The sequence below is a fragment of the Streptomyces laculatispora genome (genome assembly GCF_017353455.1).
In the GTDB taxonomy this organism is placed as follows: domain Bacteria; phylum Actinomycetota; class Actinomycetes; order Streptomycetales; family Streptomycetaceae; genus Streptomyces; species Streptomyces laculatispora.
In genome coordinates, this window is the sequence record NZ_JAFMPZ010000549.1 from 17,527 (window position 1) to 33,056 (window position 15,530).

General features: G+C 68.5%; 14 protein-coding genes and 3 tRNA genes. 6 read left to right on the forward strand and 11 right to left on the reverse strand.

Translation table 11 applies throughout. The annotated features are described in order from the left end of the window. Positions 1–442: 442 nt before the first annotated feature. Positions 443–952, forward strand: coding sequence for a hemerythrin domain-containing protein (locus J1C73_RS29110; RefSeq protein ID WP_207318985.1), 510 nt, complete (start codon positions 443–445; stop codon positions 950–952). A gap of 429 nt (positions 953–1,381) precedes the next feature. On the opposite strand, the gene J1C73_RS29115 is transcribed toward J1C73_RS29110, so the two are convergent. From J1C73_RS29115 to J1C73_RS29145, 7 genes are all read right to left on the reverse strand, one after another. After that, positions 1,382–1,789 (reverse strand): ATP-binding protein, encoded by a 408-nt coding sequence (locus J1C73_RS29115; protein WP_242644869.1) that lies wholly within the window; start codon positions 1,787–1,789, stop codon positions 1,382–1,384. Positions 1,790–1,983: 194 nt separating this feature from the next. Further along, positions 1,984–2,850: a SigB/SigF/SigG family RNA polymerase sigma factor gene (locus J1C73_RS29120; RefSeq protein WP_242644870.1), complete on the reverse strand. Its 867-nt coding sequence runs from the start codon at positions 2,848–2,850 to the stop codon at positions 1,984–1,986. Positions 2,851–3,324: 474 nt separating this feature from the next. Then, positions 3,325–3,495, reverse strand: coding sequence for a DUF5670 family protein (locus tag J1C73_RS29125; protein WP_123470778.1), 171 nt, complete (start codon positions 3,493–3,495; stop codon positions 3,325–3,327). A gap of 145 nt (positions 3,496–3,640) precedes the next feature. Beyond that, positions 3,641–4,000 carry an STAS domain-containing protein gene (locus J1C73_RS29130; protein ID WP_307797824.1) on the reverse strand — a complete coding sequence of 120 codons (360 nt, stop codon included), beginning with the start codon at positions 3,998–4,000 and terminating at the stop codon, positions 3,641–3,643. Continuing rightward, the gene (locus J1C73_RS29135; protein WP_207318988.1) at positions 3,997–5,259 is read right to left on the reverse strand and encodes a PP2C family protein-serine/threonine phosphatase; all 1,263 of its coding nucleotides are present in this window, start codon (positions 5,257–5,259) and stop codon (positions 3,997–3,999) included. The genes J1C73_RS29130 and J1C73_RS29135 overlap by 4 nt, the downstream gene beginning before the upstream one ends. Continuing rightward, positions 5,259–6,068 (reverse strand): alpha/beta fold hydrolase, encoded by an 810-nt coding sequence (locus J1C73_RS29140; protein ID WP_207318989.1) that lies wholly within the window; start codon positions 6,066–6,068, stop codon positions 5,259–5,261. The genes J1C73_RS29135 and J1C73_RS29140 overlap by 1 nt, the downstream gene beginning before the upstream one ends. A gap of 160 nt (positions 6,069–6,228) precedes the next feature. Beyond that, a complete protein-coding gene (locus J1C73_RS29145) occupies positions 6,229–6,966 on the reverse strand; it encodes a hypothetical protein (protein ID WP_207318990.1) in 738 nt (245 codons plus the stop codon). 831 nt (positions 6,967–7,797) lie between these two features. On the opposite strand from J1C73_RS29145, the gene J1C73_RS29150 reads away from it, so the two are divergent. Continuing rightward, positions 7,798–8,295 carry a MarR family winged helix-turn-helix transcriptional regulator gene (locus tag J1C73_RS29150; RefSeq protein ID WP_242644871.1) on the forward strand — a complete coding sequence of 166 codons (498 nt, stop codon included), beginning with the start codon at positions 7,798–7,800 and terminating at the stop codon, positions 8,293–8,295. Between the two features lie 262 nt (positions 8,296–8,557). On the opposite strand, the gene J1C73_RS29155 is transcribed toward J1C73_RS29150, so the two are convergent. The 3 genes from J1C73_RS29155 to J1C73_RS29165 all read right to left on the reverse strand — a co-directional run bounded on the left by J1C73_RS29155 (position 8,558) and on the right by J1C73_RS29165 (position 9,030). Continuing rightward, positions 8,558–8,634, reverse strand: a tRNA-Ile gene (locus J1C73_RS29155). Between the two features lie 245 nt (positions 8,635–8,879). Further along, positions 8,880–8,952: transfer RNA gene (locus J1C73_RS29160), tRNA-Asn, on the reverse strand. Positions 8,953–8,957: 5 nt separating this feature from the next. Next, positions 8,958–9,030: transfer RNA gene (locus J1C73_RS29165), tRNA-Asn, on the reverse strand. Positions 9,031–9,211: 181 nt separating this feature from the next. Between J1C73_RS29165 and J1C73_RS29170 the strand changes: the two genes are divergently transcribed. The 4 genes from J1C73_RS29170 to J1C73_RS29185 all read left to right on the forward strand — a co-directional run bounded on the left by J1C73_RS29170 (position 9,212) and on the right by J1C73_RS29185 (position 14,886). Continuing rightward, positions 9,212–9,511 (forward strand): YtxH domain-containing protein, encoded by a 300-nt coding sequence (locus J1C73_RS29170; RefSeq protein ID WP_123470782.1) that lies wholly within the window; start codon positions 9,212–9,214, stop codon positions 9,509–9,511. Positions 9,512–9,578: 67 nt separating this feature from the next. Next, positions 9,579–11,024, forward strand: a complete 1,446-nt coding sequence (locus tag J1C73_RS29175) for an FGGY family carbohydrate kinase (protein WP_207318992.1) — start codon at positions 9,579–9,581, stop codon at positions 11,022–11,024. A gap of 197 nt (positions 11,025–11,221) precedes the next feature. Beyond that, complete coding sequence (locus J1C73_RS29180; protein WP_207318993.1) at positions 11,222–12,955, forward strand: ABC transporter ATP-binding protein; 1,734 nt, start codon at positions 11,222–11,224, stop codon at positions 12,953–12,955. Continuing rightward, positions 12,955–14,886, forward strand: coding sequence for an ABC transporter ATP-binding protein (locus J1C73_RS29185; RefSeq protein ID WP_207318994.1), 1,932 nt, complete (start codon positions 12,955–12,957; stop codon positions 14,884–14,886). Before J1C73_RS29180 ends, J1C73_RS29185 begins: the two co-directional genes overlap by 1 nt. Before the next feature lie 44 nt (positions 14,887–14,930). On the opposite strand, the gene J1C73_RS29190 is transcribed toward J1C73_RS29185, so the two are convergent. Further along, on the reverse strand, positions 14,931–15,530 hold a 600-nt coding region (locus J1C73_RS29190), incomplete at its 5' end, for a sigma-70 family RNA polymerase sigma factor (protein WP_207318995.1).

Sequence of the window (15,530 nt, forward strand, 5' to 3'; positions counted from 1 at the left end):
CGGACGATCCCGCCCGGGCATGACGCGCGGGTCTGCCGGTGACCGGTGGTCACGTGGATGAAAAATTCATCGCCGCACTCGTTAGATCACCGCAACGGGGGCACTCGGAGGCCACGGCACCGATGGGGCCCGTCCGCGACACAAGGAGAGACCCGTGTACATAGGCATTGGCACCGTCGTACTGATCATCGTCGTCGTCGCTGTCGTCATCATGCTGCGTCGGCGCTGACTCCGCCGTGGCCTCGGCGCCACCCGACCTCGTGACGCGTCATGGCCCGCCGGACGAAAGTGTCCGAGCGGGCCATGACACGTCACGAGGTGTGGTGGTCGGCGCGTGACCGGAGCACGCCTCGACCCCGATCCGCCGTGTTGTCAACGCGGGGTTCCGCTTCGCGGGGCAGCCGGACAAGCACAGCTCCATTTCGAAGGAAGGACCTGAACCGTGGCAGATAACCGGGACGTCGTAGCACTGATCCTGAAGGACCACCGGGCCATGGAGGACCTGTTCCACAGGATGCGCAGCGTCGAGGCGGACCGCGCCGCGGCACTGCGGCAATTCTCCGCCCTGCTGATCGCCCATGGCGAGGCGGAGGAACACGAGGTCTATCCGGCGCTCAAGCGCTTCAAGGACATCGACAGCCACGAGGTCGAGCACGGCACGGAAGAACACGCCGAGGGCAACGAGGCGCTGCTGGCCCTGCTCGAAGTGAAGGACGTCGGGTCGGACGAGTGGGACGAGAAGCTGGAAGGTCTCGCGCACGCGATCAGCCACCACCTGGACGAGGAGGAGCGCACCATCCTCAACGGGGCACGGGAGAACGTCTCCGACGACCGGCGGGCTGAGCTCGGAGCGGCTTTCCTCTCCGCACGGGAGAAGCACCTGGCGAGTGACTGCGGCAGTACCGAGCAGGTGCGCGCGGTCGTGAAGTCGGCGAGGGGACGGGGACACTGACCATCCGCCATCCCCCGGCAGTCGTCGTCCCGACGGGGCGCACATCCGCCCCGGGCATCAGCACCGTCCCGCCACAGTTCCGCGCCGCTTCGGCCGCGCTGTCCAGTTCAGGGGAGCCGTCGGTGGTCACCGCGGTGGGGCCGCCGAGCACTCCGTCGGGTTCCGCGACCGCCGGCGGGTGGCCGGCCTGCGTGATCCCGCGTGAGCAGGTCGACCGGCGCTTGAGCGCGATCAGGCTCTCGCCGCTCCAAAACTCGTTCCGGAACCGGGCGAGCGGCCGCCAGAGCTGAACGGACCGGGTCAGCGACGCCTGTCCGGCGCGCGGAACAACCCCTTGCGCTATCGCGGCGCCCGCGTTGGCGGACCTGCCGCGTGGGCAGGGCGCGCGCGTGAGGGGGTGGTCACATTCATCAGCTCACGCAACGCCGGTCACAGCTGCCGGCCCAGTACGTCGCCGCCGGGGTCGTCGGCGAGGGCGATGGACGCCGTGATCTGCTTACCGACCGGCTTCCTTTCCACAGCGAGGCCCTGGCAGACAGCCATCACGATCTCCAGGCCGTGCTGACCCACCCGGTCCGGATCCGGCGCCAGGGTGACCGGCAGCGTCGTACCGCTGTCCCAGACGCGCACGCGAACAGCCCCGTCCTGGATGTCCAGAGTCAGGACGCAGGGTCCGGGCGCGTATTTGCGCGCGTTGGTGACCAGCTCGCTGACCACCAGTTGCACGGTCCCCATCGCCCTGCCGGACACGGGGAACCCGTGGAGGGCCTGCACGTCCGCCAGGAACGAGCGAGCCAGGTCGCGGGCCTCAGCGATCTGCGAACTGTCCTCGAACATCGCGGATACCGAAAGGGGACCGGCGGTCATCGACCGCTGACCACGTTCTCGCGCTGCCTGCCCCATGAAACTCCCCCGTCTTCAGAACATCCGTTGCGACCAGTGCCGTCTACCCGCGAAATCTCGTCCGACACAGCCCTCTTCGTCCACATGCCCCGGCACGGTCGCACCGGCCCGGTGTCCGACCGGTTCGCTCAGTCCTGGGCGAGCATGCCGACGCGGAGTTCGCCGATGATGCGGGTGATCATCCGGGAGACATGCATCTGGGAGACGCCCAGGTGAGTGCCGATCTGAGATTGGGTCATCTCCTGGCCGAAGCGCATCTCGACTATGGAGCGCTCGCGTTCGCCGAGCTGTTCCAGCAGCGGTGCCAGGGTGTGGAGGTTCTCGAACAGCTGCATGCCGGGGTCGCAGTCACCGGTGATGTCGCCGTAGGTGACGCCTGCGGAGGAGCCGTCACCGTCGCCACCGCCGACAGGCACGTCGAGGGAGCCGGCGGTGTAGCCGTTCGCGGCGATGAGCCCGTCGATGACCTCCTCTTCGCTGATCTTGAGCTGGGCTGCGAGCTCCGCGACCGTGGCATCGCGGTCCAGTTCAGTGGCGAGGTCCTCCTTGGTCCTGGCGAGGACGACGCGCAGTTCCTGCAGCCGGCGCGGCACGTGGACGGACCAGGTGGTGTCGCGGAAGAACCGCTTGATCTCCCCCACGATGTAAGGGATCGCGAAAGTGGTGAACTCGACTTCGCGTGTGAGCTCGAACCGGTCGATGGCTTTGATCAGGCCGATGGTCCCGACCTGGACGATGTCTTCCATCTGGCCGTCGCCGCGGTTGCGGTAGCGCTTCGCGGCAAAATGCACCAGCGACAGATTCATCTCGATGAGCGTGTTGCGCGCGTACTGATACTCGACGGTGCCCTCTTCGAGAACCTGCAACCGGTCGAAGAACAGCTTGCTGAGTTGGCGAGCGTCCTTCGGTGCGACCTTCTGCGGATCAGCTATCTCCGGAAGAACTGCCGGTACGCCGACTGCTCTTTCGACCGGGGCCTGCACAGATACCGACATGATGATTCTTTCCCTCCACCGGATTGCCCTTTCGGGCTTCGCACGCGCAGACGCTCCTGTACCCGCGAACATGAGGTACACACCCGTGAGACAGCGGGAAGAAAACCTGCTGCTCGGCCCACGCTCAGCCGGCGTGTGCCGTGGGGCCCCGTTCTCGCGGTGCTGAATACCCTGTTTCGACGGCAGATTCGTTGCGGTGATGCGTTCGGAGGCGGGCCCGTCAGGGGCTGAAAGCTCAAGCGCCCAGAGCCCGGTGAGCCGGTGTGACCAAGGCCTGCTGTGAGTTCACCCACGTGGCGTGCCCTGAATCCGCGGGCTTGCTTCCCGGCAGCCGCGCAGTTTTCTCCCCGGCTGTGCCCGTATTCCTGCCTCCGCGAAACCGCTTCTGCAGGTGCGGTGTTATCGGTTCCAGGACATGTGTGCGGGGCCCGGCAGATTCTGCCGGGCCCCGCAAGAAAGTTGGGTGTGCGCGTTTTACCAGCGGTACCAGCGGCCGCGCTTGCCGCCGTGGCCGGCGGGGCGGATGAAGAAGCCGAGGAGCCACACGACCAGGACGATGACGGCGATCCACCACAATGCCTTGAGAGCGAAACCGGCACCGAAGAGGATCAGGGCGAGGAGGAGAACCAGAATGATGGGAAGCATGGTCAACCTGGTGCCCCACGTCCTCGCATTCACACCTCTCACTTTTAGATGGCTTTTATATCGAGGCGGAAGCGGGGCCGTGATTGCAGGACAGGCGCCGTGGGTGTCCCCGGAGGGCGGGGCGGCGGACAAGGTGGCGTGCCGGTCAGCCGGCGGCCGGCGGCGTCCAGGCTGCTGCGGCCTCCTGGACGGTGGGATACGTGGGGAAGACCTGCTCCAGGCCGACGATGCTGAAGATCCTGCGAACGCGGTCGGGGACGGCGATCAGGGCGATGGTGGCGCGTGCGGCCAGGGCGTGGTTGCGGGCCGCGAGCAGGACGGTGATGCCACTGGAGTCGCAGAAGGTGAGGCCGCCCAGATCGACCAGGAGCCGCTGGCCCGTGACGAGAGAGAGACCGGGCAGGAGATCGCGGACCTCGGGGGCGCTGTGATGGTCGAGCTCCCCGGCCATCGTCATGACAGGGCCGCAGGGCAGGGCTCGCGTGTGGACGTTCAACTGGGTCACGGGTGCTCTTCACGGTCGGGGCGGGGCACGCTGACGGCCAGGACGGCGGTGTCGTCGTCCACCCCGGGCCCGAGTGCGTCGAGGAGATCGCGGATCGCCGCGATGGTGCGCTCGGCGGTGGCGGGAGCCAGGGCGCGGCCGAAGTCGAGGAGGGCCTCGTCTCCGTAGCGGTCGCCGGGAGCGGCGGTCTGGGCTTCGGTGAGTCCGTCGGTGTGGAGCAGCAGGGTGTCGCCCGGGCCGAGGTGGAAGCTGGTGGTGGCGATGTGGGCGTCCGGCAGCACGCCGATGAGCTGACCGCCGGGTGTGGGCAGGTAGTCGGCGGTTCCGTCGGCACGGAGCAGCAGGGCCGGGGGGTGTCCGCCGCTGGCCAGGGTGATCAGGAACCCCTTCTGGTCACTGTCAGGGGTGAGCAGGCCGTAAACAGCGGTGCAGAACCGCGGGTCTTGGCCGTTGTACTCGTGGTTCAGGACAGTGTTGAGGTTGCCGAGCACGGCGGCCGGGTCGGGATCGTAGACAGCCGCCGCGCGCAGGGTGTAGCGGGCCAGAGAAGTGATGGCTGCGGCGGAGGCCCCCTTCCCGCACACGTCACCCAGGAACATGCCCCAGGCGCCGTTGCCGAGGGGGAAGAGATCGTAGAAGTCGCCGCCGACCTCGTCGATGGAGGCGATGTGGTAGTACGCGGCCACGTCCAGTCCGGGGACGCCGGCCAGGGCAGGCGGCAGCAGTGTGGCCTGGAGCGTGGTGGCCAACTGGCGGAGGCGCACTCGTTCGCGCTCGGACTCTTTGCGGGCGCGCAGCAGTTCCTCTTCGTAGGCGCGACGGTCGCGGGCGTCGAAGAGCGTGGTACGGATCAGCAACGGCTGTCCGTCGCTGCCGGTCTTGACCGTCGAGGTCACCAGCACCGGCAGCCGGCTGCCGTCGGCTGCCTTGAGTTCCAGGGCGATGCCGCTGATCTCACCCTGCATGCGCAGCAGCGGTGCGAAGTGCGTCTCGTGGTACAGGCGGCCGCCGACGGTGAGCAGGTCGGAGAAGCGCTTGATGCCCACGAGGTCGCCGCGCTCATACCCGAGCCAGGCCAGGAGCGTGTGGTTGACCTTCGCGATCTTCCCGTCCAGGAGCGTGGAGAGGTAGCCGCACGGAGCGTTCTCGTACAAGTCCTCGGCGCTGTCCTCCAACAACGCCGAGAACAGCACGGCGTCCTCGCCGGCTGGGTCGTCGGAGACCGCTTCGTTGTCCCGGCCGTCACCGGTGCGGCACATCATCGACGTGTGCCCGCGAACGCGGCGATCGCCTCCGCGGTCTCCTCAGGTGCGCTGAGCTGGGGGCAGTGTCCGGTGGCGTTCAGAGTGACCAGTCGGCTGCCGGTGATCTGGGCGTGGATGAAGGCGCCTACCTCCGGCGGTGCGATTGCGTCGTCGGAGCACTGGGCGACCAGCGTGGGTACCTTGACCTTCGCCAGGTCGGCCCGGTTGTCGGACAGGAATGTCACCCGGGCGAAGACCCGGGCGATCTCCGGGTCAGTGGCGCAGAAACTCTTGGTCAGTTCCTCACCCAGCTCCGGGCGTTCGGGGTTGCCCGCGATCACCGGCGCCATGGCCCCCGACCATCCCAGGTAGTTCGCGTCCAGGGATTCGAGCAGTTCGTCGATGTCCGCGGCGCTGAATCCGCCCCGGTAACCGGTGGCCGGATCGTCGATGAAACACGGCGAGGGAGCCAGCAGGACCAGTCCGGCGAAATGTTCGGGCTCCCGCACGGCCGCCAGGACGCCCATCATCGCGCTCACCGAATGCCCCACGAAGGTCACCGGTCCGAGAGCGAGCTCACGGCAGATCTCCAGTATGTCCTCGACATAGCCATCCAGGCTGGAATACCGCTGCGGCGTCCATGAGGACAGATCCGAGTTACCGGAACCGACGTGATCGAAACAAACAACGCGGAAATCACGCTCCAGCGCCGGAACCACCAGACGCCACATGTTCTGGTCGCACCCAAATCCGTGCGCCAGCACCACCACAGGCCCGTCCGCACGCCCGGACACCTTCACCAGATTCCTGCTCCGCACCTTCATGCGGCACATCTTCGCAGAACGGGGCCCGCCCGGAAACGGCCGGATTCGGAGCCGGGATGTCACGCGGAGCGAGCCTCACGCACCCGCCGGCCCGGGTGTCGGCCGGGAGGCGTGGCGGTGCTGCGCAGCCGTGGCTGAAGCCGTTTTCAGGATGTCGGCGCTATGTCTTCGAGATCTTGGGGTCGACGATCTGGTCGGCCGGCGGCGCCTTGGCCTCGACCTTCTTGCCGTAGTCGGTAAGGGTGACCTCGCCGGGCTGTTTGCCGCCCGCGGTGACCGACTTCAGGATGTACGGCTTCCCTTCGGCCGCGACGTACAGGGTGAGCCTCTCGCCACCGGGCTGCTTCTTCTCCAGCGCCAGGGCCTTCTTGCCGTCGACTTCGCTGGTGGCGCCCTTGGTCATGCCCTTGCGCTCGGACTTGTCGCGGTCCATCGCCGCGAGGAACGCCTGCTTGTCACACATGCCCTCGATGCCGGCCTGCCCCGGCTGGGACTTCACCCACTTGCCCTGGACCCGCGGGATCGCCTTCTCCGCGCCGGGCTGCCCCTTCAGCGCGTTCTGCCAGAACTTCTCATCGCCGCGCACGAACGCGGCCTGGCCCGCCTGGATCACCTCGGCCTTGGCGCCCTGGCCCGACATCGTGCCCGTGCAGCGGTCCTGCTCGTCCACGTGGAAGTCGACGCGGATCTCGTTGCCGCCGGGCTGCTGGACGTTGCCCCTGACGCGGACCGACTGCGCATCGCGCGTCGCCTTCACCGCGTCCGCCGCAATCGCGTCCGCGCTCTTCCCGTCGAACGCGCTGTCCGCACTCTTGCCCGAGTCATCCCCGCACCCTGCGAGCACCGTGACGCCCATGCACACGGAAACCGCAGTCAGTAACGTCTTCTTCGCCATCATGAATTGATCCCTCCCCTGGAACGGGTGTGACGTTTCCAACCGCCCGACTGCCCCGGAACCGCAGGGAAAAACGTGGCGGCGAAATGCCTTGCCGCTTACGCCGCCAAAAATTCGGTGACGGCGATTCCAGCGCCGACGGCAAAGGGGTTCATCGTGTTCCCCGGCCTCAAGGGCGACGGATTCCACCACGCCATACCGGGATCGCCCGCCTGCGCGACCTTGCGCCCGCCGGGTGGACGTACCCGGCGAACAGCAGTTGATGCCGCCCACGCCTGCTCGAAGAACAGTTCCGGAACGAAGGCGTAGGACGGAGAACTTCCCAGTCCGCCGCACCCCATTGACACCCGAGGGTTGTCCCGCAATCCCTGGCGGGGCACCGCGCGAGAGGGAGTGGCGCTGCTGCCGAGACCGTCCGGGGCTCTGCTCGGCGCTCCGGCCACCGAAATCCGACCGTCGCGATCCCGGAACCGACAGCGAGGAGGACGGGAAGGGGGCGGCCGAGGTCCTTGCTCATGAAGGCATCTCGATGGCTCCGGGAAAGCCGGGGTCCGGCACCTCGGCTCGTCGGCCGGGAAGCGCCCTGCGGTGGCGAGGGCCCCTGCCTCCGGACCCGTTGCCGCTTCGCGCATGCCCCCCGGCCGGGCGGGTCATGGAGTTCAGGGTGCCCTCGGGTTCACGGTTGCCCCCTGTGCCCCTGGGGTGCCCGGGGTTGGCAATTTACAGAAGCCAGTATTAGAGTCCTGCTTCATTATGAAGCACGTACATAACTCTTCGTCAGACCTCGCCCGCGACCCGGACGGCAGCCTCTTCGACCCCCGGGTGAGGTCCGCCATGACCCAGTTCACCGCAGGCCAGGACACCCTCGCCCTCGAAGGCGCAGCCGCGGTCCGCGGCGCCTTCCATGCCATCGAACGCCTGCGCGCCCGCGGGGCCGAGGGGCGCGGGCTGAGCGCGGGGGCGCTCGACCTCCTGATCCGTCTGAGCGCCGCACCCGATGACGGGCTGAGCATTGGCAAGCTGGCCCAGGCGGTTGGAGTGAGCTCGCGCAATGTCACCGGGCTGGTCGACACCCTCGAACGCGACGGACTGGCCGAGCGGGTTCCCGACCGGCGCGACCGCCGTTCAGTCCTGGCCCGGATCACACCCGCCGGGCTGGACTGGGTGGAGTCCTTCCGCCGGCCGACCCAGGTCGCCATGGCGGCGGTCTTCCGAGGATTCACGCCCGCCGAGACGGCCCAGCTGCGGCATCTGTGTCTGCGCCTCGTCGAGAACCAGCGTCAACTCGACCAGCACCTGAGCCAGACCGACGGCACGAACGCCCAGCCGTGAACCGGACATCCACCCGCCGCGAGAAAAGGACCGAACCGCGATGACACCCAAGGAGCGAAGATCTCGCGCCGGGTCCGGCCCTTCCGGAAACCACCGGTCCGCGACATCGCGGCGCAGGAGGGGGCGCCGCTCAGACGTTCGTCAGCCCGGACGTGGGCCACACGAAGGAGCCTGCGGCGGGTCGGTGCGGCGTTCGTACATCGAATGCCATGCCCCGACTAGCTTCGAAACGGCGTTTCCGCAGGTCCCGACGTTTCTTCAGTGGTGGGGCGGGTGGGACTCGAACCCACGGCCGACGGATTATGAGTCCGCTGCTCTAACCGGCTGAGCTACCGCCCCGTTTCGGCGTGGCGCGTACAAGTGTGCGCGCCGTCTGCCGCAGCATAGCCGGTCATACGATCTCTCGCTCCGGGTGCCCGGGTACTCGTGACCATGAAGACCGCGCTGCTCCCTGCCCGGTTCCGGACGGCGTGAAGTTGACGCGAAAGAGTCACGCCGGCCCCACGCGCACCACCGGACCGGACCTCCTGAGGACCGGTTCCGGGCACACGAAAAAGGACCCCGCAGGGCCCTCTTCCGTTCCGCTCCCCCGACTGGACTCGAACCAGTAACCCTCCGGTTAACAGCCGAATGCTCTGCCAATTGAGCTACAGGGGATCGCGCTCCCCCGACTGGACTCGAACCAGTAACCTGCCGGTTAACAGCCGGCTGCTCTGCCAATTGAGCTACAGGGGATTGCTGCGTTGCCTCGGACGACACCTGCCTGGCGGCTGCCGGGCGGCGGACGTTCGCTGCGACACATACATTAGCGCAAGCAGGGGGGTGCTTTGCCAATCGGTATCGGCCGGGGTGATCTCCCGCGCCCCCGGGTAGGCGAGCAGCACACGTCGCACGGAGTGAAGGAAGGGTGGCAGCCATGCGGTACCGGCTCACGTTCATCGCCGGAGTGGCCCTGGGTTACGTGCTCGGCACGCGTGCCGGGCGCGAGCGCTACGAGCAGCTGAAGAAGTCCGCACGCCAGTTCGCCCAGAACCCGGCCGTGCGCAACACCTGCGAGTCAGCGGCCCAGAGCGGCCGCGAGTTCGCCGGAAAGGCCTACCACGCGGTGGGCGACAAGGTCGGCGAGAAGGTGCCCGCGTCCGTGGCGGACCGGGTGCGGTCGCTGCGCGGGCGCGGGGCGAACGGCGAGGACGACTGGGGAACGACCAACACCTGAGGCCGCCTCGTCACGTCTGCCGCACCGCCGGTGCAGGAGCGCTCCGGCGGTGCGGCAGAATCTGTGTATGGGCATAGTCGCCGGCTTGGACAGTTCTTCCGCCTTCACGCACATCGTGGTCTGCGATACGGACACGGGTGCCGTACTGCGCCAGGGGTACGCCGCACACCCCGTGGAGGCGAAAGCCACCGAGGTCGACCCGCAGGTGTGGCTGCTCTCACTCGGTGAGGCGGCCACCGGCGGGCTGCTCGAAGGCGTGCAGGCCATCGGCGTGTCCGCGCAGCAGCACGGGCTCGTGCCGCTGGACCGCCAGGGCAATCTCGTACGTCCGGCGCTGCTGGGCAACGACAAGCGGGCGCAGGTCGCCGCGGCCGATCTGATCGACGGGCTGGGCGGGCGGCAGGCCTGGGCCGAGGCGGTCGGGGCGGTGCCGCAGGCCGCTCAGCCGGTGTCGAAGCTGCGCTGGCTGGCGCGGACCGAGCCGGAGATGGCGCAGCGGGTCGCCGCCGTCCTGCAGCCGCACGACTGGCTGGTGTGGCAGCTGCTGGGCCGCCCGGCCCGGCGGACCACCGACCGGGGTGCCGCGTCCGGGACCGGATACTGGTCGGCGGGCAGCGAGTCCTACCGGCCGGAGCTGGTGGAGCTGGCGCTCGGCCGGCAGGCGGCGCTGCCCGAGGTGCTCGGTCCCTGCGAAGCGGCCGGGACGACGCCCGAGGGGCTGCTGATCTCGGCGGGTACCGGCGAGACGATGGCGGCGGCGTTCGGGCTCGGGGTCGGGGTCGGCGACGCCGTGGTGTCGCTGGGGGCCTCGGGTTCGGTGATGGCGGTGCACCACGAGGCGCTGGCCGATCCGACCGGGATGATCACCTCGTTCGCGGATGCCACCGGGATGCACCTTCCGGTGGTCCACACGTCGAACGCGGTACGCGCGTTGCGCGGCACCGCCGAGATGCTGGACGTGGAGGGTCTGGAGGAGCTGTCGGCGCTGGCGCTGAAGTCCACGCCGGGCGCCTCGGGGCTGGTGCTCCTGCCGTATCTGGAGGGTGAGCGGACCCCGCATCTGCCGCACACCGCGGGAACGCTGAGCGGGCTGCGGCGCGAGTCGATGAAGCCGGAGCACCTTGCGCGGGCCGCCTTCGAGGGGATGCTCTGCTCGCTGGCCGACGCGCTGAACGTGCTGCGCGGCCGCGGGGTCGAGGTGCGGCGGGTGTTCCTGCTGGGCGCCGCCGCCGAGCTGCCGGCCGTGCAGGCGCTCGCGCCCATGCTGCTGGGGACGCAGGTGGTCGTGCCGGAGCCGGCCCAGTACGCGGCGCTCGGCGCGGCCCGGCAGGCGGCCTGGGCGCTGGGGGTCTCGCAGGGGTCGCTCGATCCGCGCACTCCCCCGGTCTGGCAGGACGCCGCGGCGCAGGTGCTGGATCCCGGCGAGGAGCTGTCGGTCGGTCAGGCGGTGCGCCAGCAGTACGTGGCGACGCGGGACCAGATCCACCCCGGGGCGTTCGACGCCGCGCGCTGATACGCCCGCCGTTCCACGCCGCGCGCCGGGGCGCCTGACTTCGGTGACGCGGCCGGGCGGCGGCGCGGGGTTCGACGGCAAAATTATGGACCCGGTCTTTTTTTTGACCTGGACTTGAATAAAAACGTTCGCGGTCCCGGTGGGCGGTGCCGGAAAATGGGTCGACTCCCGACCTATGCCGACTCCGAGAGACACGCGTGCTCATAAAACTCCTGCGGGCCTACCTCGGTCCGTACAAGAAGCCGATCGCGCTGCTGGTGGTCTTCCAGCTGCTCCAGACCTCCGCCGCCCTCTATCTGCCCACCCTGAACGCCGACATCATCGACCACGGTGTCGTCAAGGGGGACACGGGCTACATCCTTCAGTACGGCGGCGCCATGATCGTCGTCAGCATCGCCCAGGTGGTCTGCAACATCGGGGCCGTCTACATCGGCGCCCGTACCGCGTCCGCACTCGGCCGCGATGTCCGCGCGTCGGTCTTCGACCGGGTCCAGTCGTTCTCCGCGCGTGAGCTCGGCCGGTTCGGCGCCCCTTCGCTGATCACCCGTACGACCAATGACGTCCAGCAGGTCCAGATGCTGGTCCTGATGACGTTCACGCTGATGGTCTCGGCACCGATCATGTGTGTCGGCGGCATCATCATGGCGCTCGGCCAGGACGTCCCGCTGTCCGCGGTGCTCCTCGCGGTGGTGCCGGTCCTCGGGATCGCGGTGAGCCTGATCGTGAAGCGGATGCGTCCGCTGTTCCGCACGATGCAGGAGCGGCTCGACACGGTGAACCAGGTGCTGCGCGAGCAGATCACCGGCAACCGGGTCATCCGCGCCTTCGTCCGCGACGGCTACGAGGAGGAGCGCTTTCGCGGTGCCAACACCGAGCTGACGGACGTGGCACTGTCCACCGGCCGGCTGATGGCACTGATGTTCCCGACCGTGATGACGGTCGTGAACGTGTCGTCGATCGCCGTCGTCTGGTTCGGCGCGCACCGGATCGACAGCGGCGGGATGCAGATCGGGGCGCTGACCGCGTTCCTCTCCTACCTGATGCAGATCGTCATGTCGGTGATGATGGCCACCTTCATGTTCATGATGGTGCCGCGCGCCGAGGTCTGTGCCGAGCGCATCCAAGAGGTCCTGGAGACCGATTCCAGCGTGGTGCCGCCGGTCGATCCGGTGACCGAACTGCGCGCCCACGGGCATCTGGAGGTCCGCGGTGCGGACTTCCGCTACCCCGGTGCCGAGGCGTCGGTGCTGCGGTCGGTGGATCTGGTGGCCCGGCCCGGCGAGACGACCGCGATCATCGGGTCGACGGGCAGCGGCAAGTCGACGCTGCTCGGCCTCGTACCCCGGCTGTTCGATGTGACGGACGGCCAGGTGCTGGTCGACGGGACGGACGTACGGACACTGGATCCGGCGCTGCTGGCGAAGACCGTGAGCCTGGTCCCGCAGAAGCCGTATCTGTTCTCCGGAACGGTCGCGACCAATCTGCGGTACGGGAACCCGGACGCGACCGACGAGGAGCTGTGGCACGCGCTGGACGTCGCCCAGGCCAAGGAGTTCGTCGAGGGTCTGGAGCACGGTCTCGACGCACCGATCGCGCAGGGCGGCACCAATGTCTCCGGCGGTCAGAGGCAGCGGCTGTCGATCGCCCGGACGCTGGTCCAGCAGCCGGAGATCTACCTCTTCGACGACTCGTTCTCCGCGCTGGACTACACCACGGACGCCGCGCTGCGCGCCGCGCTGCTGCGGGAGACCGCCGCCGCGACCGTGGTGATCGTCGCACAGCGGGTGTCCACCATCCGCGACGCCGACCGGATCCTGGTGATGGACGAGGGCCGGGTCGTCGGCTCCGGCAGTCATCACGAGCTGATGGACGGCAATGAAACCTACCGGGAGATCGTGCTCTCCCAGCTGACGGAAGCGGAGGCCGCGTAATGGCAGGGCCTGGCGGACGCATGATGGCGGGCGGGGCGCCGACCGAGCGGTCCATGGACTTCAAGGGCTCCACGAAGCGGCTGCTGAAGCGCTTCGCCTCGGAGCGGACCACCCTGTACGTGATGCTGGTGGCCGGTGCGCTGAGCGTGGCGCTCTCGGTGGTCGGCCCGAAGATCCTCGGCAAGGCCACCGACCTGGTGTTCGCCGGGGTCGTCGGCCGGCAGATGCCGGAGGGGACCACCAAGGAGCAGGCCATCGCGGGCCTGCACAAGACCAACAGCGGCCTGGCCGACATGCTCTCCAAGGTGGACTTCACCCCGGGCAAGGGCATGGACTTCGACGCGATCGGCCATGTGCTGCTGGCCGCGCTGATCACGTACGTCGGTGCCGGGCTGCTGATGCTGGTGTCGACGCGGCTGTCGATCCGGGTGATCAACCGCGTCGTGTTCCAGATGCGCGAGGACATCCAGACGAAGCTGTCGCGGCTGCCGCTGTCGTACTTCGACCGGCAAAAGCGCGGCGAGGTGCTCAGCCGGGCGACGAACGACATAGACAACATCTCGCAGACGATGCAGCAGACGATGGGCCAGCTCATCAACTCGGTGCTGACCATCATCGGCGTGCTGATCATGATGTTCTGGATCTCGCCGCTGCTGGCGCTGGTCGCCCTGGCGACGGTGCCGCTGTCGGTAGTCGTGGCGACCAAGGTGGGCAAGCGCTCGCAGCCGCAGTTCGTCCAGCAGTGGAAGGTGACGGGCAGGCTCAACGCCCACATCGAGGAGATGTACACCGGGCACACCCTGGTGAAGGTCTTCGGCCGGCAGGAGGAGTCCGCGCGGGACTTCGCCGAGCAGAACGACGCGCTCTACGAGGCCGGGTTCAAGGCGCAGTTCAACAGCGGGATCATGCAGCCGCTGATGATGTTCGTGTCGAACCTGAACTATGTGCTGATCGCCGTGATCGGCGGGCTGCGGGTCGCCTCCGGTGCGCTGTCGATCGGTGATGTGCAGGCCTTCATCCAGTACTCGCGGCAGTTCTCCATGCCGCTGACCCAGGTCGCCTCGATGGCGAACCTGGTGCAGTCCGGGGTGGCGTCGGCCGAGCGGATCTTCGAGCTGCTGGACGCCGAGGAGCAGGACGCCGATCCCGCACCGGGCGAGGGCGCGCACCCGGAGGAGCTGCGCGGCAGCGTCTCGCTGGAGCACGTGTCGTTCCGCTACGACCCGGAGAAGCCGCTCATCGAGGACCTGTCGCTGAGTGTCGAACCGGGTCACACGGTCGCGATCGTCGGCCCGACCGGTGCGGGCAAGACGACGCTGGTCAATCTGCTGATGCGGTTCTACGAGGTGACGGGCGGCCGGATCGCCCTGGACGGGGTGGACGTCGCGACGATGTCGCGCGACGACCTGCGGTCGGGGATCGGCATGGTCCTCCAGGACACCTGGCTGTTCGGCGGGACCATCGCGGAGAACATCGCGTACGGCGCGTCGGGCGAGGTCGGCCGGGAGCAGATCGAGGAGGCGGCGCGGGCGGCCCACGCCGACCGCTTCATCCGCACCCTGCCGGACGGCTACGACACGGTGATCGACGACGAGGGCACCGGCGTCAGCGCGGGTGAGAAGCAGCTGATCACCATCGCGCGGGCGTTCCTGTCCGACCCGGTGATACTGGTGCTCGACGAGGCGACCAGCTCGGTCGACACCCGTACCGAGGTGCTGATCCAGAAGGCGATGGCGCGCCTGGCGCACGGTCGTACGAGCTTCGTGATCGCGCACCGGCTCTCCACCATCCGGGACGCCGACGTCATCCTGGTGATGGAGAACGGCTCCATCGTCGAACAGGGCACGCACGACGAGCTGCTGGAGGCGCACGGCGCGTACGCCCGGCTGTACGCGGCCCAGTTCGCGCAGGCGGTCGCCGAGGTCGACTGAGCGGCGCCGCGGCTGCCCCGGCGCGGGTGCGCGTGTACGCGTACTCAGTCGAGGTAGCCGCGGAGCTGGTCGGCGAAGGCGTGGTCCCGCAGTTTGTTGAGGGTCTTGGACTCGATCTGCCGGATGCGCTCACGGGTCACGCCGAAGATCCGGCCTATCTCCTCAAGCGTGCGGGGCCGCCCGTCGGCCAGCCCGTACCGCAGCTGGACCACCTTCCGCTCGCGCTCGTTGAGCGTGGAGAGCACCGCTTCCAGGTGTTCGCGCAGCAGCAGGAAGGCGGCGGACTCGACCGGGGACGCGGCGTCCCCGTCCTCGATCAGGTCGCCGAGCGAGACGTCGTCCTCCTCGCCGACCGGGGCGTGCAGGGACACGGGTTCCTGGGCGAGGCGCAGCACCTCGCCCACCCGCTCCGGGGTCAGGTCGAGCTGGCCGGCGACCTCCTCGGGGGTCGGCTCGTAGCCGCGTTCCTGGAGCATCCGGCGCTGGACCCGTACGACGCGGTTGATCAGTTCGACGACATGGACCGGGACCCTTATGGTCCGCGCCTGGTCGGCCAGCGCGCGGGACATGGCCTGCCGGATCCACCAGGTCGCGTACGTCGAGAACTTGTAGCCGCGGGCGTAGTCGAACTTCTCGACCGCGCG